This window comes from Pseudomonas sp. B1-22, assembly GCF_050474425.1.
Taxonomy (GTDB): domain Bacteria; phylum Pseudomonadota; class Gammaproteobacteria; order Pseudomonadales; family Pseudomonadaceae; genus Pseudomonas.
In genome coordinates this window covers 239,423-258,149 of record NZ_JBCHVH010000002.1, presented here as the reverse complement: position 1 = coordinate 258,149, position 18,727 = coordinate 239,423, and the positions used below count along the sequence as shown (strand labels likewise).

Below are 18,727 nucleotides of genomic sequence, written 5' to 3'. Positions count from 1 at the left end.
GGTCAGTAGATGAAATTCCCCGCAGGAGCCTGCCATGTACGCCATGAGAGCCATGAAGCAATATCAGCAAGTCAGCCTGGAGTCGCGCGTTGCCGAGTCCTCGCCGCACGGTCTGATCCAGCTGCTGATGCAGGGCGGCCTGGAGCGCATGGCGCAGGCCCGTGGTGCCATCGAGCGCGGCCAGCTGGCCGAGCGTGGCGAGCTGATCAGCAAGGCCATCGGCATCGTCGGCGGTCTGCGCGAGGCGCTGAACCTGGAGCAGGGCGGCGAACTGGCGTTGAATCTCGACAATCTTTACGTTTACATGACCGAGCGCCTGCTGGAGGCGAACCGCAATGGCGATGCCGCGATCCTCGACGAGGTTTCCGGCTTGCTGCGCGAAGTGAAATCGGGCTGGGACGCGATCGCCGCCTGAAGGAAGGACGAGTCATGAGTCAGGCCATGCAACAACTCAACGAAACCCGCGCCGCGCTCTCTGCCGCGATGCAGAGCAAGGACTGGGAAGCCATCAGCGAACTGGACCGGATGTGCCGCGAGCAGGTAGACGTGGCCATGCAGGACGCCGAGCGCGACGAGCAGGCCCTGCGCGACACCATGGAGCAGCTGCTGGCGCTCTACGGCGAGCTGGTCAAGGTCTGCACCGCCCAGCGCACCGCCATCGGCGAGGAGCTGACTGCGGTGCGTCGCTCCAGTCAGGGCGCCAAGGTCTACCAGATGTTCGGCTGATCCGTTCGGATCGGTTTCCCCCGGCGGCCCACGGGCCGCCGCCGTGTTTGTGCGAACCGCTCCTCGGTTCGATTGCCATGATCCGGGTCAACGCCCTTCGTCGGGCAGCATCAAAAAAAGCACGCCATAAATTTGACTCTTGCCACATTTTTGACTTTACTAGTGGCCAAATGCTGGCGACTTCTTGGAATTGTGTCGTCGTCAGTCTCGTGTCAGCAGCCGTTCGACGGCCTCAAAGCCCCGGGATGACAAGCTAAAGATGTGGCGCGAAACCAAGATTCTCCTGATCGACGACAACCAGGAACGGTGCCGTGACCTCTCGGTCATCATCGGCTTCCTGGGTGAGGACCAGATCGCCTGCGGCAGCCACGACTGGCGCCAGGCCGTCGACGCACTGCCCAACGGCAGCCGCGACGTGCTCTGCGTGCTGCTCGGCAACGTGGAAAGCAAGGGCGGGGCGCTGGAGCTGCTCAAGCAGGTAGCCGCCTGGGACGAGTTCCTGCCCGTGCTGCTGATCGGCGAATCGGCTCCCGCCGACTGGCCCGAAGAGCTGCGCCGCCGCGTGCTGGCCAGCCTGGAAATGCCGCCCAGCTACAACAAGCTGCTCGACTCCCTGCACCGCGCCCAGGTCTACCGCGAGATGTACGACCAGGCCCGCGAGCGCGGCCGCCAGCGCGAGCCCAACCTGTTCCGCAGCCTGGTCGGCACCAGTCGCGCCATCCAGCAGGTGCGGCAGATGATGCAGCAGGTCGCCGACACCGACGCCAGCGTGCTGATCCTTGGCGAGTCCGGCACCGGCAAGGAAGTGGTCGCGCGCAACCTGCACTACCACTCCAAGCGCCGCGACGCGCCCTTCGTGCCGGTCAACTGCGGCGCGATCCCGGCGGAGCTGCTGGAAAGCGAACTGTTCGGCCACGAGAAGGGTGCCTTCACCGGCGCCATCACCAGTCGCGCCGGACGTTTCGAACTAGCCAACGGCGGCACCCTGTTCCTCGACGAGATCGGCGACATGCCTCTGCCGATGCAGGTCAAGCTATTGCGCGTGCTGCAGGAGCGCACCTTCGAGCGCGTCGGCAGCAACAAGACGCAGAACGTGGACGTGCGCATCATCGCCGCGACCCACAAGAACCTCGAGAAGATGATCGAGGAAGGCAGTTTCCGCGAAGACTTGTACTACCGCCTCAACGTCTTCCCCATCGAGATGGCCCCGCTGCGCGAGCGCGTGGAGGACATCCCGCTGCTGATGAACGAACTCATCTCGCGCATGGAGCACGAGAAGCGCGGTTCGATCCGCTTCAACTCCGCCGCCATCATGTCGCTCTGCCGTCACGACTGGCCGGGCAACGTGCGCGAGCTGGCGAACCTGGTCGAGCGCCTGGCGATCATGCATCCCTACGGCGTGATCGGCGTGGGTGAATTGCCGAAGAAATTCCGTCACGTCGACGACGAGGACGAGCAACTGGCGACCAGCCTGCGCGAGGAACTGGAAGAGCGCGCGGCGATCAGCGCCGGCCTGCCGGGCCTCGACTCGCCGGCCATGCTGCCGGCCGAGGGCATCGACCTGAAGGACTACCTCGCGAACCTGGAGCAGGGACTGATCCAGCAGGCGCTGGACGATGCTGCCGGTGTTGTCGCCCGTGCCGCCGAGCGCCTGCGCATCCGCCGCACCACCCTGGTGGAGAAGATGCGCAAGTACGGCATGAGCCGTCGCGAGGAGGAAATGGCGGAGGATTGACGCCTCCGCCATGCTCGTTTCTCCAACTCGTTGAAAAACAACGAGTAATTTTTAGGCACGCGGTTTGCTAAGACTCATCCGACCGACAGTTCTACGACGTCGGACGGATGAGAGAGCCGCATGATGCCAGTCGCCCAACGCCAGCCCGAAGCCACTTCCCTTGTGTCTGTTGACGCCCTTGCGCCCGTCGAAGAAAGCAGGCCGGTGGAGGAGAGCAGCCGCGCGAACCTGGAACAGGCTTTTGCCCTGTTCAACCAGATGTCCAGCCAGCTCAGCGAGTCCTACAGCCTGCTGGAAGCGCGCGTCACCGAGCTCAAGGGCCAACTGGCCCTGGTCAGCGCCCAGCGCATGCAGGAGCTGGCCGAGAAGGAGCGCCTGGCCAACCGCCTGCAGAGCCTGCTCGACGTGCTACCCGGCGGCGTCATCGTGCTCGATGCCCAGGGCGTGGTGCGCGACGCCAACCCGGTGGCCTGCGCGCTGCTCGGCAAGCCGCTGGTGGGCATGCTCTGGCGCGAGGTGATCGCCCGCAGCTTCGCTCCCCGTGCCGACGACGGCCATGAAGTTTCCCTGCGCGATGGCCGCCGTGTGTCCATCGCCATCCGCTCGCTGAACGGCGAACCCGGCCAGCTCATCCTGCTCAACGACCTGACGGAAACCCGGCGCCTGCAGGACCAACTGGCCCGTCACGAGCGCCTGTCCGCCCTGGGCCGGATGGTCGCCTCGCTGGCCCATCAGATCCGCACGCCGCTTTCCGCCGCCATGCTCTATGCCAGCCACCTGAGCGAGCAGGAGCTGCCGCTGGAACAGCAGCAGCGCTTCGCCGGGCGCATCAAGGAACGCCTGCACGAACTGGAAAACCAGGTCCGCGACATGCTGGTGTTCGCCCGTGGCGAGCTGCCGCTGCCAGACCGCCTGGCGCCGGCGCAGCTGTTCACCAGCCTGCGTGCCGCCGCCGAATCCCACGTCGCCGGCCTGAACGTCCGCTGGCAGTGCGACGCCCGGGCGGGCGAGTTGCTGTGCAACCGCGACACCCTGGTCGGCACCGTGCTCAACCTGGTGGAGAACGCCATCCAGGCCGCCGGCCGTGACCTGCGCTTGAAGGTTCACCTGTATGCGCGCGGCGACAGCCTGCGCCTGGCCATCAGCGACAACGGCCCGGGCATGAGCGCCGAAACCCTGACGCGCCTGGGCGAACCCTTCTTCACCACCAGGACCACCGGCACCGGCCTCGGGCTGGCCGTGGTCAAGGCTGTCGCCAAGGCCCACCAGGGCGAGCTGCGCCTGCGCTCGCGCGCCGGCCGCGGCACCTGCGCCACGCTGATCCTGCCGTTGATCAACGCCCAATCCATCGCTCACAAGGAATGAACACCATGGCCGCCAAAGTCCTGCTGGTCGAAGACGACCGCGCCCTGCGTGAAGCCCTTTCCGACACCCTGATGCTCGGCGGGCACGACTTCGTCGCCGTCGACTGCGCCGAGGCCGCGTTGCCGGCTCTGGAGAAGGACGCCTTCAGCCTGGTGATCAGCGATGTGAACATGCCGGGCATGGATGGGCACCAGTTGCTGGGCCTGATTCGCGCACGTTATCCACAGCTGCCGGTGCTGCTGATGACCGCCTATGGCGCGGTGGACCGCGCCGTGGAAGCCATGCGCCAGGGCGCGGCGGATTACCTGGTCAAGCCCTTCGAGCCGAAGGCCCTGCTGGAACTGGTGGCGCGTCATGCGCTGGGCACGGTTGCTCGCGTCGAAGGCGACGGTCCGGTGGCGCTGGAGCCGGCCAGCCGGCAACTGCTGGAGCTGGCCGCCCGCGTAGCGCGCAGCGATTCCACCGTGCTGATCTCCGGCGAGTCCGGTACCGGCAAGGAAGTGCTGGCGCAGTACATCCACCAGCAGTCGCCGCGCGCGGCCAAACCGTTCGTGGCGATCAACTGTGCGGCGATTCCGGACAACATGCTCGAGGCCACCCTGTTCGGCCACGAGAAGGGGGCCTTCACCGGCGCCATCGCCGCCCAGCCAGGCAAGTTCGAACTGGCCGACGGCGGCACCATCCTGCTCGACGAAATCTCCGAGATGCCGCTGGGGTTGCAGGCCAAGCTGCTGCGCGTGCTGCAGGAGCGTGAAGTCGAGCGCGTCGGTGCGCGCAAGCCGATCAGCCTGGATATCCGCGTGCTCGCCACCACCAACCGCGACCTGCTCGGCGAAGTGGCGGCGGGGCGCTTCCGTGAAGACCTGTACTACCGCCTTTCGGTGTTCCCGCTGGCCTGGCGCCCGCTGCGCGAACGCCCGGCGGACATCCTGCCGCTGGCCGAGCGCCTGCTGGCCAAGTACAGCCGCAAGATGAACCTGGCGCCGGTCAGCCTCGGCGCCGATGCTCGCGCCGCCTTGCTGGCGCATCCGTGGCCGGGCAACGTGCGTGAGCTGGACAACGCCATCCAGCGCTCGCTGATCCTGCAGCAGGGCGGCCAGGTGCAGGCGGCCGACCTCTGCCTGACCGCGCCCATCGGCCATGCGCCGCGCCCGGTGCTGGCCGCTGTGCCGGCGGCGTCGGCTCCGGCCAGCGTCGAAATTCCGTCACCTGCCGTGCAGGATGCCGGAGCGCTGGGGGAAGACCTCAAGCGCCGCGAGTTCCAGATGATCATCGATACCCTGCGCAGCGAGCGCGGCCGCCGCAAGGAAGCCGCCGAGCGGCTGGGCATCAGCCCGCGTACCCTGCGCTACAAGCTGGCGCAGATGCGCGATGCGGGGATGGATGTGGAGGCGTATCTGTACGCCAGTTGATGGATTGACGAGTTCCCCTCTTGGCCCGCCGTTGTGCGGGCTTTTTCTTGGTGGGGTGGTGGGCCTTGACCCCTGTAGGAGTGGACTTTGTCCGCGATGTTTTTGTTCTCGTATGGGTGTTTCTGCGCCGCTTCGGCGTGCGCTGGGACTTTTTGTTTCGCCCCCTCGGGCGAGTTACTTTCTCAAACGACAGAAAGTAACCAAAGGTCTTTGCCCCATCATCCGGGTCCCGCTTCGCGGGACTTCCCTCGTTCCATCGAAGTTTCAGGGGCCCGCCGCGAAGGGCCATCCCTGGCCCATCGCGGCTCTCGCGACATCCATGTCGCTCAACCCCTGAAACTCCGATTCCACTCGGCCTCCTGAAGGGGCGCTCCGGTGTGCGCGGAAGTTTCTCTGGAAGTCGATTTTTGTAGGAGCGAGCAATCCAGCATGAAGCAGCCAAAGTTGCAGGCGCGCGAAGAGTCCCGTCAGGAGGCCGAGTGGAGGTATTGCGCAGAGGGGCGAGCGGCATGGATGCCGCGAGAGGCTTGAAGGGCCATGGATGGCCCTTGCGAGCCGACCCTCGGAGCAATACCGGAAGGAGGGCAGTCTGAGCGAAGCGAAGACCCGGATGTCGGGACAAGCCCTTTGGTTACTTTCTGGGGGCGGCCATCCGTCGTTTGAGAAAGTGACTCGCCCGAGGGGGCGAAATAAAATCTCCCAGCACTCGCCGATGCGGCGCAGAAACGCTGAGCAAGACGGCGGGTAAAGCTCAAGGCGTTATGTGCCCTTGCTCCAGGCAGGCGAGATACTTAGGTATTTCCCTGTTGGAGCGGACTCACCCGCGATGGATTTCGCGGATAAGATCCGCTCCTACGGGGGGTGCCCCGGAACGCCCATCCCAGAGCTCTTTCGTCCAAATCTCCATCACCCCAAAACCTGGCACCCAAGTTGCAATCCCCTGTGCAAAGCGCCGCGTAGCGTCAAAAAACCGCGGCCAGTCGGAGGGGTAGGTAATGAGTCAGGGTGTCGAATTCAATCGTCTGCTGCTGGAAATGCGCTCCATGCAAATGGAAGCCATGGCCAAGTCGAAGGCCCAGGCTGTACAGCCGGCCGAGCCGGGCGCGCCGAGCTTCTCGCAGATGCTCACCCAGGCGGTCGACAAGGTGAACGGCACCCAGCAGGTCGCCACCGACATGGCAACCGCCTTCGAAGTCGGCCAGAGCGGCGTCGATCTCACCGACGTGATGATCGCCTCGCAGAAAGCCAGTGTGTCCTTCCAGGCCATGACCCAGGTACGCAACAAGCTCGTCCAGGCGTACCAGGACATCATGCAGATGCCGGTCTGAGGTAGCAGGTCATGGCTGAAGCCACCGTAGACAGTCAGGTTCCCGCCAAGCTCGGCGCAGCGAAAAAGCCGCTGCTGGGCCTGACCTTCCTCGAAAACCTCGCGGACATGCCCGTGCTGCGCCAGGTCGGTCTGCTCGTCGGCCTCGCCGCGAGCATCGCCGTCGGCTTCGGCATGGTGCTGTGGTCGCAGCAGCCGGACTACAAGCCGCTGTACGGCAGCCTGAACGGCGTCGACGCCAACAAGGTGGTCGAGGCGCTGAGCGCCGCCGATATTCCCTACAAGGTCGAGCCCAACTCCGGCGCGCTGCTGGTGAAGGCCGACGACCTCGGCCGCGCGCGGATGAAAGTCGCCGGGGCCGGCGTCGCGCCGACCGACAACAATGTCGGCTTCGAGATCCTCGACAAGGAACAGGCCCTGGGCACCAGCCAGTTCATGGAGGCGACCAATTACCGTCGCGGCCTGGAAGGCGAGCTGGCCCGCACCATCTCCAGCCTGAACAACGTCAAGGGCGCCCGCGTGCACCTGGCGATCCCGAAGAGCTCGGTGTTCGTCCGTGACGACCGCAAGCCCAGTGCCTCGGTGCTGGTCGAACTCTATCCGGGCCGCTCCCTGGAGCCGAGCCAGGTGCTGGCCATCGTCAACCTGGTCGCCACCAGCGTGCCGGAACTGGACAAGTCCCAGGTCACCGTGGTCGACCAGAAGGGCACGCTGCTCTCCGACCAGCAGGAGCTCTCCGAGCTGACCATGGCCGGCAAGCAGTTCGATTTCACCCGCCGCATGGAAAGCAACTTCACCCAGCGCGTGCACAGCATCCTCGCGCCGGTACTGGGCAACGGCCGTTACAAGGCCGAAGTCTCCGCCGACGTCGATTTCAGTGCGGTGGAGTCCACCTCCGAGTCCTACAACCCGGACCAGCCGGCGCTGCGCAGCGAGCAGACCAACAACGAGGAACGGCAGAACAGCAACGGCCCGCAGGGCGTGCCGGGGGCGCTGTCGAACCAGCCGCCGGGGCCCTCCAGCGCGCCGCAGACCACCGCGCAGAATGCGCCCGCCGACTTCATTGCGCCGGGCCAGCCGTTCAAGGACGCCAACGGCCAGCCGATGATCGATCCGAAGACCGGCAAGCCGGAACTGGCGCCGTACCCGACCGACAAGCGCCAGCAGAACACTCGCAACTACGAGCTGGACCGCTCGGTGAGCTACACCAAGCAGCAGCAGGGCCGCCTGCGCCGGCTTTCCGTCGCGGTGGTGCTGGATGACCGGATGATCACCGACGCCAAGACCGGCGAGGTGACCCACAAGCCGTGGAGCGCCGAAGAACTGTCGCGCTTCACCCGCCTGGTGCAGGATGCGGTCGGCTACGACGCCAGCCGTGGCGACAGCGTCAGCGTGATCAACGCGCCGTTCGCTCCGGAGCAGGGCGATGAAATCGTCGCGCCGCCGTTCTACTCGCAGCCCTGGTTCTGGGACGTGGTCAAGCAGGTGCTGGGCATCGTCTTCATTCTGGTGCTGGTGCTGGGCGTGCTGCGCCCGGTGCTGAACAACCTGTCGGGCAACAAGGGCAAGGCCCTGGTGGCCGGCGGCGCTGGCGCCGACGGCGGCCTGGGCGAGCTGGGTGGTCTGGACGGCGAGCTGTCGGACGACCGCGTCAGCCTCGGCGGCCCGGCGAGTATTCTGCTGCCCAGCCCGTCCGAGGGTTACGATGCGCAGCTCAACGCGATCAAGAGTCTGGTCGCGCAGGACCCCGGGCGTGTCGCTCAGGTGGTGAAAGAGTGGATCAATTCCGATGAGTGACCGCACATGAGCGAGCCGCGGGCGAACGCCAAACTGAGCAAGGTCGACAAGGCCGCCATCCTCCTGCTGTCCCTCGGCGAGACCGACGCGGCGCAGGTGCTGCGGCACATGGGGCCCAAGGAAGTGCAGAAGGTCGGCGTGGCCATGGCGCAGATGCGCAATGTGCACCGTGAGCAGGTCGAGCAGGTGATGGGCGAGTTCGTCGAGATCGTCGGCGACCAGACCAGCCTGGGCGTCGGCGCCGACAGCTACATCCGCAAGATGCTCACCCAGGCCCTGGGCGAGGACAAGGCCAACAACCTGATCGACCGCATCCTGCTGGGCGGCAACACCAGCGGCCTGGACAGCCTGAAGTGGATGGAGCCGCGCGCCGTGGCCGACGTGATCCGCTACGAACACCCGCAGATCCAGGCCATCGTGGTCGCCTACCTCGATCCGGACCAGGCCGCCGAAGTGCTCAGCCACTTCGACCACAAGGTGCGCCTGGACATCGTCCTGCGCGTGTCCTCGTTGAATACCGTGCAGCCGTCCGCGCTCAAGGAACTGAACCTGATCCTGGAGAAGCAGTTCGCCGGCAACGCCAACTCCACCCGCACCACCATGGGCGGCGTGAAGCGCGCGGCAGACATCATGAACTACCTCGACAGCTCGGTCGAAGGCGCGCTGATGGACGCCATCCGCGACGTGGACGAAGACCTCTCCGGGCAGATCGAAGACCTCATGTTCGTCTTCGACAACCTCGCCGACGTCGACGACCGCGGCATCCAGGCGCTGCTGCGGGAAGTGTCCTCCGACGTGCTGGTGCTCGCGCTCAAGGGCTCCGACGAGGCGATCCGCGAGAAGATCTTCCGCAACATGTCCAAGCGTGCCGCCGAACTGCTGCGCGACGACCTGGAGGCCAAGGGCCCGGTGCGCGTCAGCGAAGTGGAGGGCGCGCAGAAGGAAATCCTCACCATTGCGCGGCGCATGGCCGAGTCCGGCGAGATCGTGCTCGGCGGCAAGGGCGGCGAGGAGATGATCTAAGTGGTGCCCCCGGCCAAAGACGAGCAGGAACTCAGCGAGCTGATCCGCGCGCGGGATGTCGCGGGCTTCGACCGCTGGTCGCTGCCCAGTTTCGACCCGATCAAGCCGCAGCCCGAACCCGAGCCGGAACCCGAACCTGTGGCCGAGGAGCCGCAGATCGAGGAGGTGCCGGAGGAAGAGGTCAAGCCGCTGACGCTGGAGGAGCTCGAGGCGATCCGCCAGGACGCCTATAACGAGGGCTTCTCCACCGGCGAGAAGGACGGCTTCCACGCCGGCCAGCTGAAGGCGCGTCAGGAAGCCGACGCGGCCTTGCAACCGCGCCTGCAGAGCCTGGAAACCCTGATGGGCCAGCTGCTGGAGCCGATCGCCGAGCAGGACCAGATGCTGGAGCAGGGCATGCTCAACCTGGTGACCCACGTGGTGCGCCAGGTGGTGCAGCGCGAGCTGGCTACCGACTCCAGCCAGATTCGCCAGGTGCTGCGTGAGGCGCTGAAGCTGCTGCCCATGGGCGCCGGCAATATCCGCATCCAGGTCAACCCGCAGGACTTCGAACTGGTGAAGGCCCTGCGCGACCGCCATGAGGAAAGCTGGCGGATCATCGAGGACGACGCTCTGCTGCCCGGCGGCTGCCGCATCGAGACCGAACACTCGCGCATCGATGCCAGCATCGAGACGCGCCTGGCCCAGGCGATCAAGCAGCTCTTCGAGCAGCAGCGTGAACAGGCGACCCATGCGCTGGCGCCGGACCTGCACATCGACCTGGGCGCGCCCGATGCGTCTTGACCGGGTCAGCTTCGCCCGCCGCCTGCAAGGCTACAGCGAGGCGGTGAACCTGCCGGCGCAGCCGGTGGTGGAAGGCCGCCTGCTGCGCATGGTCGGCCTGACCCTGGAGGCCGAAGGCCTGCAGGCTTCGGTTGGCAGCCGCTGCCAGGTCATCAACGACGGCGGCTATCACCCGGTGCAGGTGGAGGCCGAGGTGATGGGCTTCTCCGGCAGCAAGATCTACCTGATGCCGGTGGGCAGCCTCGCCGGCATCGCCCCCGGCGCCCGCGTGGTGCCGCTGCCGGATTCCGGCCGCCTGCCCATGGGCATGTCCATGCTCGGCCGCGTGCTTGACGGCGTCGGCCGCGCGCTGGACGGCAAGGGCGGGATGCGTGCCGAAGACTGGGTGCCGATGGAAGGGCCGATCATCAACCCGTTGGCACGCGACCCGATCCACGAACCGATGGACGTCGGCATCCGCTCGATCAACTCCCTGCTCACCGTCGGCCGTGGCCAGCGCCTGGGTCTGTTCGCCGGTACCGGCGTGGGTAAATCCGTGCTGCTGGGCATGATGACCCGCTTCACCAAGGCCGACATCATCGTGGTCGGGCTGATCGGCGAGCGGGGCCGCGAGGTGAAGGAATTCATCGAGCACATCCTCGGCGAGGAAGGCCTCAAGCGTTCCGTGGTGGTCGCATCCCCGGCGGACGACGCGCCGTTGATGCGCCTGCGTGCCGCGCAGTACTGCACGCGCATCGCCGAATACTTCCGCGACAAGGGCAAGAACGTCCTGCTGCTGATGGATTCGCTGACCCGTTACGCCCAGGCCCAGCGCGAGATCGCCCTGGCCATCGGCGAGCCGCCGGCGACCAAGGGCTATCCGCCGTCGGTGTTCGCCAAGCTGCCGCGCCTGGTGGAACGGGCCGGCAACGGCGAGAAGGGCGGTGGTTCGATCACCGCCTTCTACACCGTGCTCAGCGAGGGCGACGACCAGCAGGACCCGATCGCCGACGCCGCCCGTGGCGTGCTCGACGGCCACTTCGTGCTGTCGCGCCGGCTGGCCGAGGAAGGCCATTACCCGGCCATCGACATCGAGGCTTCCATCAGTCGGGTGATGCCCCAGGTCACCACCCCCGAACACCTGCGCGACGCCCAGCGCTTCAAGCAGCTCTGGTCGCGTTATCAGCAGAGCCGCGACCTGATCAGCGTCGGCGCCTACGTGGCGGGCGGCGATGCCGAGACGGACCTGGCGATCCAGCGCTTCCCGATCATGCGCCAGTTCCTCCGCCAGAGCCTGGACGAGAGCCAGAACCTCGACGACAGCCGCCTGCTGCTGGACGCCGTGGTCAGCGGCAAGGCCGGCTGATGACAGACACGCGCGCTCGTAGGATGGGTGGAGCTTGCGATACCCATCGTTTTTCCGCTGGTGATTACCTGCAGCATGGGTATCGCTTCGCTCCACCCATCCTACGGTCACGTCATGAGGCGAGTGAATGAACCGCCGCGCCGAACGCCTCGCGCCGGTGGTGGACATGGCCCTCAAGGCCGAACGCGAGTCCGCCCGCCAGCTCGGCCTGGTGCAGAACCAGCTGGTGCAGGCGCAGCGCAAGCTCGCCGAGCTCGAACGCTACCGGCTGGACTACCAGCAACAGTGGATCCGCAACGGCCAGCAGGGCGTCACCGGGCAGTGGCTGATCAATTACCAGCGCTTCCTCTCGCAGCTGGAAACCGCCGTCGAGCAGCAGAACCGTGCCGTGGATTGGCACCAGGGCAGCGTCGACAAGGCCCGCGCCGCCTGGCAGGAGAAGTACGCCCGGCTGGAGGGCCTGCGCAAGCTGGTGGAGCGCTACCGCGAGGAAGCGCGCGCCGCCGCCGACAAGTACGAGCAGAAGCAGCTCGACGAGTTCGCCCAGCGCCTGAAGCCTTCGCCGGATTGAGCGGGGGCGCGTGCTAGTCTCCGGTCAGACCCTCGACTGGAATGCCTGATCCATGCCCATCCTGCCGTCCCAGCCCGAACTCTCCCGCTATCCGCAACTGTGGAGTTGCGAATCCATGGAGCTGGAGCGCACGCCATGCTGCGCTTGAATCGCGCCTTCCTCAGCGCGCATCCGCGCCTGATCGCCGCCTTTGCCGGGGGGCTGCTGGTGGCGGTTGCCTGTTATCGCCTGGACCCGATGATGCGGGTGCTGGTGGGGTGGAACTGCATGGCCTGGCTGTATGTCCTGCTGATCGGCTGGCTGGCTTGGCGCGCCGACCCGCAGGAGGTGCGGCGCCTGGCCGAGATCGAGGACGAGAATGCTGAGGCGGTGCTGGTGCTGATCAGCGTCGCCGCGCTGGCCAGCCTGGTGGCCATCGTGTTCGAGCTGGCCGCCGCCGGCCATGCCGACGGGGGTGAAAAACTCTGGCGCTATGCCTTCACCGCCAGCACCGTGCTGGGCTCCTGGTTCCTTATCGGCATGGTGTTCACCATGCACTATGCGCGGATGTTCTACGCCTGCAGCGGCGAACCGGCGCTGCGTTTTCCGGACGGGGAGGCGAGCCCGGACTACTGGGACTTCCTCTACTTCTCCTTCACCCTGAGCGTGGCGGTGCAGACCTCCGACGTGGCCGTCGCCTCACGGGCCATGCGCAAGGTGGTGCTGGCGCATTCGGTGATCGGCTTCCTGTTCAATACCGCGATTCTCGGGTTGGCGATCAACCTGGGGGCGGGGTTGATCGGGTAGTGGGGCGGATTGATCTGTGCTCGGATTGGCCCTCACCCCAACCCTCTCCCAGGGGGAGAGGGGGCTGATCGGAGTGAGGATGAGTTCTTGCCCAAGCCTGTGCTCTGGTTTCCTGGGCGCGTAAGTCTCAGTAAGTACGCCAAGGTTCGAATAGCAGAGGACGGCCCCCTCTCCCTCCGGGAGAGGGCTGGGGTGAGGGGCTCTTTCCGCCGTGTCAGAACAGCGGCTTCGAAGCCTTGATCATCACTGTCGTATCGCAATAGCTGTTGTGCCCCGAATAGGCGCTGCAATCGCTGCCGGTCAGGCTGCTGCCGCTGTAGGAGAAGTCCAGGTCGATACCCAGCCAGGGCCGGCTGAGGTTCACCGACCAGTCGCCGAAGCTGCTGACGCTGCCTCCGTTGTCCAGGCTGGCGGGCGTGGCGAGGCTGTAGGCGGAGTACTTGAAGGACACATCGAACCCCGTGTCCTGCGCCAGGCCCAGGTCGGTGAACAGCGTGGCGGTGCTGCGGCCTTCCAGGTTGCTGTAGGCCGCACCGAGGCGGCTGCCGAACACCGAGAGGCCGCCGTACAACGCCTGGCTGTCGAAGTCCGGCTGCTCGGGGCGGCTGTAGCGCAGGGTGCCCAGTTCGTAGCCCAGGTTGCCGTCGCCCAGCGGGTGCTTGAAGCCCGCGTAGGTGTCGACCTCCAGTGGCTTTTCCTGCTCCAGGTTCGAGGTCCAACTGCCGACGTACCAACCGGTGGTGTGGCTGACGTCCACGCCACCCAGGGCGCTGTTCGCCTGGCCGGGGCGGACCAGGCCCTGGGCCATGCTGCGGGTGGGCGAGTGGGCGAGTTTCAGCTCGAAATCGCCCAGCTCGCGCTGCGTCACCTGGGCATTCGTGCACGACACCACGCAGACAGCGCAGGCCACGACGAGAATGGACTTGTACATGCTCCCTCTCCATTGCCTGGTGCGGCCCGGCGCAGGCCTTGGGCGAGCCTTGGCCGGTGTATCGCACCGCAAAAGGGTAACGGCATTTGCCAAGCCATTGGGGCCCGGTGGTCCATTTGGCGGAAATTCGACGTGGCCCGTTGATGGCGTTCCGATAGCCGCCGAGGTTGCTGCTGTCATGAGTTGCTGCTACATCTGAAAGCTCGCGCGTGCCATCACCGATAAGGAGAATCCCATGGCCATCACTTCCGTTCCCTCCGCTGACGGGCAGGAACTGACCATCGTGGTCCAGGGCCGTTTCGATTTCGGTGCGCACCAGGAATTCCGCGACGCCTACGAGCGCGTCGATACCACGCCCAAGCGCTATGTGGTCGACCTCAAGGGCGCCACCTACCTGGACAGCTCGGCACTGGGCATGCTGCTCCTGCTGCGCGACCACGCCGGTGGCGAGAACGCGCAGATCCGCCTGGAGCACTGCAACGCCGATGTGCGCAAGATTCTCGCCATCTCCAATTTCGAGCAGCTGTTCACCATCAGCTGACTGTCCTGCATCCGAGAGCGGCCATGGCTGATTACCTTACGGTCCTGATCGCCGACGACAACGCCGCCGACCGCCTGCTGCTGTCCACCCTCGTCAGCCGCCAGGGGCATCGGGTGATCACCGCAGCCAATGGCCTGGAGGCCCTGGCGCTGTTCGCCCAGGAGCGCCCGCAGCTGGTGCTGATGGACGCATTGATGCCGGTGATGGATGGCTTCGAGGCGGCGCGCAGGATTCGCCGGCAGGCGGGCGAAGAGCTGGTGCCGATCATCTTCCTCACCTCCCTGAGCGAGCCCGAGGCGCTGGTGCAGAGCCTGGAGGCGGGCGGCGACGACTTTGTTTCCAAGCCCTACAATCGGGTCATCCTCGAGGCCAAGATCCGCGCCATGGGGCGCCTGCACCACCTGCAGCGGATGGTGCTGGAGCAGCGCGACCTGATCGCCAGGCATAACGAGCACCTGCTCAACGAGCAGCGGGTGGCCAAGGCGGTGTTCGACAAGGTGGCACACTCCGGCTGCCTCAACGCGGCGAACATCCGCTACCTGCAATCGCCCTTCGCACTGTTCAACGGCGACCTGCTGCTGGCGGCGTTCAAGCCCTCCGGGGGGATGCACATTCTGCTCGGCGACTTCACCGGGCACGGCCTGCCGGCGGCCATCGGCGCCATGCCGCTGGCGGAGGTGTTCTACGGCATGACCGCCAAGGGCTACCCCATGGCGGACATCCTTCGCGAAATGAACGCCAAGCTCAAACGCATCCTGCCCGTGGGCGTGTTCTGCTGCGCGGCGATGCTCAACCTGAGCTTCCAGCGCGGCCTGGTGGAGGTCTGGAACGGCGGATTGCCCACTGGCTACCTGCTGCGCCACGACAAGCGCGAGGCGTTGCCGCTGGTGTCGCGCCACTTGCCGCTGGGCATACTCGACGCGGCCTCGTTCAACGAGCACTACGAGGTCTACGCGATGGAGGAGGGCGACCGCGTGTTCCTCTTCTCCGATGGCGTGACCGAGGCGCGCAACGCCGCCGGCGAGATGTTCGGCGAACAGCGCCTGCGCGAGGTCTACGAAGGCGAGCCGGAGCCGTCGCGTCTGTTCGATGTCATCCAGTCGGCGCTCGCGCGGTTCCGTGGCGAGGCGCAGGACGACGTCAGCATGCTGGAAGTCGTGCTGGTGCCGGAACATGCCTTGCAGCGGCCGCCGCTGGCGTTTTCCGACAACGGCCTGAGCAGCCCGCTGGACTGGTCCGCCAGCTTCGAATTCCGCGCGCCGACCCTGCGGCACTTCAATCCGCTGCCGTTCCTGCTGCAACTGCTGATGGAAGTGCAGGACCTGCGGCCCAAGGGCGGCGCGCTCTATACCGTGCTCGCCGAGCTGTATTCCAACGCCCTGGAACACGGCGTGATGGGCCTGGACTCTTCGCTCAAGTGCGATGCCGCAGGTTTCGCCCGCTATTACCAGCAGCGCAGCCAGCGCCTGGACACGCTGCGCGATGGTTTCGTGCGCTTCCATCTCGACCTCGCGCCCCATGGCGAGGGCGGGCGTCTGCTGGTGCGGGTGGAGGACAGCGGCGACGGCTTCGACGTTGGCGCGGTGCTGGCCTCCCAGCGCGCCGCCGGCAGCCTCTGCGGCCGAGGCCTGGCGCTGGTGCGGCAGCTGGCCGACCGTTGCCAGTGGTCGGCTGATGGCAAATCGGTCTCCGTGGAGTTCTTCTGGTCGGCTCAGGCATAATCCGGCCTTCGCTCGCCATCCAGCCCCGTGGCGAGCAGTCCTACCGGGAGTGCCGAATGTCCGTGCCGCATCTCGACGACGCCGTGCAGCGCAATCTGCTGGAAATCATGGAAGACGAGTACCCATTGCTGGTGGAAACCTTCCTGAGCGATTCCGAGGAGCGCCTGAGCAGCATTCGCGCGGCCTTCACCGCCGCCGACGGCAACGCATTGCGCCATGCCGCACACAGCTTCAAGGGCAGCTGCGGGAACATGGGCGCCGCCGTGCTGAGCGGCCTGTGCAAGCAGCTCGAAGAGGCCGCCCGGCACAACGACCTGGAGACCGCTCAAGGGCTGATCACCAAAGTCGAGCGCGAATTCACCCTCGTCCGCACCTTGTTGCAGCCCGGCCGCGGCTGACCGTCTGCGCCAGATCGGCTTGAAAAGCGACTTGGCCCGCCCCTTGCTATCTCCGTGATGGATATTCACATCAACGGAGAACTCCGATGGCTGTCGCCCCGGATATTTTATTGACGCCTACGCCTGATCCCAGGCCCAAGGCGGCGCTCTCCAAGCCTGCGCAGAATTCGCCCGACGCCACGGGTGACAAGGGTTCCAGCTTCGCCGACGTCTACGCGCAGGAGCAGCGTCCGGCGTCCAGCGAGCGCCCGGACAAGGCGGCCAAGCCCAAGGCCGAGAAGGCCAGGGACGCTTCCGACAAGGACGCCGAGGCCAGCGATTCCAAGGACGCCGCTGCCGCTGACAAGCCAGTGGTTGCCGAAGACGGCAAAGCCTTGCCGGCCGATGGCGAGGTCAAGGTGGCGGAAGGCGAGGAGAAGCCTGAGGCTACCCTCGACCCCCTGCTGATGCTGGGCATGACCGGCCAGATGCCTGCCCCGGCTACCGAGGCGCCGCCGCTGGTGATCAGCAGCGGCGTTGGCGAGAAGACCGTAGCCAGCACCGACGGCGACCTGGAAAAGCTCAACGCGCTGCCGGGCGTGACCCTGGCCCTCGGCCAGGGTGCCCAGGACCAGGCGCAGCAGGTCCAGCAGGCGCAGGTGGCCGGTGACGTGGCGGCCAAGGCCGGCGATAAGCCGGTGGAAGGCAATGCCAAGGCCGACCTGTCGGCGATGCTCTCGGCGCTGGGCCCGGATGCGCCAGCCAGGACCGCCGAGGGCAAGCTGGCCGAAGGCGCCGTGCAGGCCAGCACGGACCTGAGCCAGCAGTTGCCGGAACTCCAGGTCGAGGCCAAGCCCGAGGCGCCGCGCACCGAGTCCTTCGCCGCGCGGCTGGAGTCGCTGACCCAGGCGCTCAACACGCCGCAGGCCATGACCAATCGTCCGGTAAACCCGCTGGTGCCAGGGCAGCCGGTGTCGGTGCAGCAGAATGGCTGGACCGACCAGGTGGTGGACCGGGTGATGTGGATGTCCGCGCAGAACCTGAAGTCCGCCGAAATCCAGATGGACCCGGCCGAACTTGGGCGCCTGGAAGTGCGCATCCACATGAGCGCCGACCAGACCCAGGTGAACTTCGTTAGCGCCAACGCCGGCGTGCGCGAAGCGCTGGACAGCCAGCAGCACCGCCTGCGCGAGATGTTCAGCCAACAGGGCATGGGGCAGCTCGACGTCAACGTTTCCGACCAGTCCGCCCGCGGCTGGCAGCAGCAGGGCGGTGATGATCGCGGCGGTTCGCGGCGTGCCGGTCGTTCCGAAGGCGGAGAGGACGAGCCGATGATCGGCGGGGTCTCCGAGATCCGCCCGCAGGTGGCGGCGCAGGGCAGGGGCCTGGTGGATTACTACGCCTGATGCTCAAGCCGTAGGGCGTACAACCGTTCGCGGTTGTACGCCGATACACCATGCCTGTCTGCCACTGCAGGGTCGAACCGGGCGCCCAGTTCATACCCGAGTCGGCCATCGGCCACGGCCAGTCGGCGTATAACGCGGAGCGTTATACGCCCTACGCCAAGGTCGACTCTTGCGTGGCATGTGTGATCGCACGCCGATATACCTCGGAAATTTCTCTTCCGGCCCCGTGACATCCTCCGTCTAGCCTGTAATATCCGCGGCGGCGCCAGTCAGACAATTGCAAACTGGCACAGCCCTTGCTCCTCCCCCGGTATCTGCGCATCGCGCCGGAAAAGTGACGGATATTTGGCATGGCCAAGAAAGATCAGACGCCTCCCTTCCCTGATGGACAGGCCCCCGGCAAGGGCAAGCTGAAACTCATCATTCTCATCGCCCTGGCATTCCTGCTGGCGGTGGGGCTGTCGGTCGGCGGTACCTGGTTCTTCCTCAGCAAGCACGCCAAGCCCGCCGAGGCCGAGGCGAAAGCCGAGGAAGGCGCGGCGCCGGGCAAGAAGCAGGCGATCTACGAAATCCTCGCACCGTCCTTCGTGGTCAACTTCAATCAGAACGGCCGCCAGCGTTATCTTCAGGTAGCGGTGGCGCTGATGGGCCGCGACCAGGCGCAGATGGATGCGCTGCGCGAGCAGATGCCGCTGGTGCGCAACCAGCTGGTGATGCTGTTCTCCAGCCAGAATTTCGATTCGCTGGTGACCCCGGTGGGCAAGGAGATGCTGCGCCAGCAGGCGACCTCCAGCCTTCAGGAACTGGCGAAGAAGGCCACCGGTCAGTTGACCGTAGAGCAAGTGCTTTTCACCAACTTCGTATTGCAGTAGGTACCCGCC

Annotated in this window: 18 protein-coding genes; 17 read left to right on the top strand and 1 reads right to left on the bottom strand. The window is 66.1% G+C overall.

What is annotated here, in order from left to right; all coding sequences use genetic code 11:
• Positions 1-34 precede the first annotated feature (34 nt).
• From fliS to ACQ5BL_RS08030, 12 genes are all read left to right on the top strand, one after another.
• On the top strand, positions 35-415 hold the full coding sequence (fliS, locus tag ACQ5BL_RS08085; RefSeq protein ID WP_243809308.1) for a flagellar export chaperone FliS: 381 nt from the start codon (positions 35-37) through the stop codon (positions 413-415).
• A 14-nt stretch (positions 416-429) separates the two neighbouring features.
• Positions 430-726: a flagellar protein FliT gene (gene fliT / locus ACQ5BL_RS08080; protein WP_243809309.1), complete on the top strand. Its 297-nt coding sequence runs from the start codon at positions 430-432 to the stop codon at positions 724-726.
• Positions 727-985: 259 nt separating this feature from the next.
• The gene (locus tag ACQ5BL_RS08075) at positions 986-2,461 is read left to right on the top strand and encodes a sigma-54 dependent transcriptional regulator (protein ID WP_243809310.1); all 1,476 of its coding nucleotides are present in this window, start codon (positions 986-988) and stop codon (positions 2,459-2,461) included.
• Positions 2,462-2,581: 120 nt separating this feature from the next.
• Complete coding sequence (locus tag ACQ5BL_RS08070; RefSeq protein ID WP_243434902.1) at positions 2,582-3,826, top strand: sensor histidine kinase; 1,245 nt, start codon at positions 2,582-2,584, stop codon at positions 3,824-3,826.
• Between the two features lie 5 nt (positions 3,827-3,831).
• A complete protein-coding gene (gene fleR / locus ACQ5BL_RS08065; RefSeq protein WP_243809311.1) occupies positions 3,832-5,238 on the top strand; it encodes a sigma-54-dependent response regulator transcription factor FleR in 1,407 nt (468 codons plus the stop codon).
• A gap of 995 nt (positions 5,239-6,233) precedes the next feature.
• Entirely contained in the window at positions 6,234-6,566 is a 333-nt protein-coding gene (fliE, locus tag ACQ5BL_RS08060) for a flagellar hook-basal body complex protein FliE (RefSeq protein ID WP_243809037.1), read from the top strand.
• Between the two features lie 11 nt (positions 6,567-6,577).
• Positions 6,578-8,362 (top strand): flagellar basal-body MS-ring/collar protein FliF, encoded by a 1,785-nt coding sequence (gene fliF / locus ACQ5BL_RS08055; protein ID WP_207888496.1) that lies wholly within the window; start codon positions 6,578-6,580, stop codon positions 8,360-8,362.
• Positions 8,363-8,368: 6 nt separating this feature from the next.
• The gene (gene fliG, locus ACQ5BL_RS08050) at positions 8,369-9,385 is read left to right on the top strand and encodes a flagellar motor switch protein FliG (protein WP_207888495.1); all 1,017 of its coding nucleotides are present in this window, start codon (positions 8,369-8,371) and stop codon (positions 9,383-9,385) included.
• On the top strand, positions 9,386-10,168 hold the full coding sequence (fliH, locus tag ACQ5BL_RS08045; RefSeq protein WP_207888494.1) for a flagellar assembly protein FliH: 783 nt from the start codon (positions 9,386-9,388) through the stop codon (positions 10,166-10,168). It abuts the gene before it with no gap.
• On the top strand, positions 10,158-11,513 hold the full coding sequence (gene fliI / locus ACQ5BL_RS08040; protein WP_207888493.1) for a flagellar protein export ATPase FliI: 1,356 nt from the start codon (positions 10,158-10,160) through the stop codon (positions 11,511-11,513). Before fliH ends, fliI begins: the two co-directional genes overlap by 11 nt.
• Positions 11,514-11,640: 127 nt before the next feature.
• Positions 11,641-12,084: a flagellar export protein FliJ gene (gene fliJ / locus ACQ5BL_RS08035; protein WP_243809038.1), complete on the top strand. Its 444-nt coding sequence runs from the start codon at positions 11,641-11,643 to the stop codon at positions 12,082-12,084.
• Between the two features lie 135 nt (positions 12,085-12,219).
• Positions 12,220-12,870 (top strand): DUF1345 domain-containing protein, encoded by a 651-nt coding sequence (locus ACQ5BL_RS08030; RefSeq protein ID WP_243809039.1) that lies wholly within the window; start codon positions 12,220-12,222, stop codon positions 12,868-12,870.
• Positions 12,871-13,084: 214 nt separating this feature from the next.
• On the opposite strand, the gene ACQ5BL_RS08025 is transcribed toward ACQ5BL_RS08030, so the two are convergent.
• On the bottom strand, positions 13,085-13,801 hold the full coding sequence (locus tag ACQ5BL_RS08025; protein WP_243809040.1) for a TorF family putative porin: 717 nt from the start codon (positions 13,799-13,801) through the stop codon (positions 13,085-13,087).
• 235 nt (positions 13,802-14,036) lie between these two features.
• Between ACQ5BL_RS08025 and ACQ5BL_RS08020 the strand changes: the two genes are divergently transcribed.
• The 5 genes from ACQ5BL_RS08020 to fliL all read left to right on the top strand — a co-directional run bounded on the left by ACQ5BL_RS08020 (position 14,037) and on the right by fliL (position 18,718).
• Entirely contained in the window at positions 14,037-14,342 is a 306-nt protein-coding gene (locus tag ACQ5BL_RS08020) for an STAS domain-containing protein (protein WP_207888087.1), read from the top strand.
• 23 nt (positions 14,343-14,365) lie between these two features.
• Positions 14,366-16,063 carry a SpoIIE family protein phosphatase gene (locus tag ACQ5BL_RS08015; RefSeq protein WP_430293076.1) on the top strand — a complete coding sequence of 566 codons (1,698 nt, stop codon included), beginning with the start codon at positions 14,366-14,368 and terminating at the stop codon, positions 16,061-16,063.
• A gap of 56 nt (positions 16,064-16,119) precedes the next feature.
• On the top strand, positions 16,120-16,461 hold the full coding sequence (locus tag ACQ5BL_RS08010) for an Hpt domain-containing protein (RefSeq protein WP_207888086.1): 342 nt from the start codon (positions 16,120-16,122) through the stop codon (positions 16,459-16,461).
• An 86-nt stretch (positions 16,462-16,547) separates the two neighbouring features.
• Entirely contained in the window at positions 16,548-17,846 is a 1,299-nt protein-coding gene (locus tag ACQ5BL_RS08005) for a flagellar hook-length control protein FliK (RefSeq protein ID WP_243809041.1), read from the top strand.
• A 350-nt stretch (positions 17,847-18,196) separates the two neighbouring features.
• Positions 18,197-18,718 (top strand): flagellar basal body-associated protein FliL, encoded by a 522-nt coding sequence (gene fliL / locus ACQ5BL_RS08000; protein ID WP_207888084.1) that lies wholly within the window; start codon positions 18,197-18,199, stop codon positions 18,716-18,718.
• Positions 18,719-18,727 lie beyond the last annotated feature (9 nt).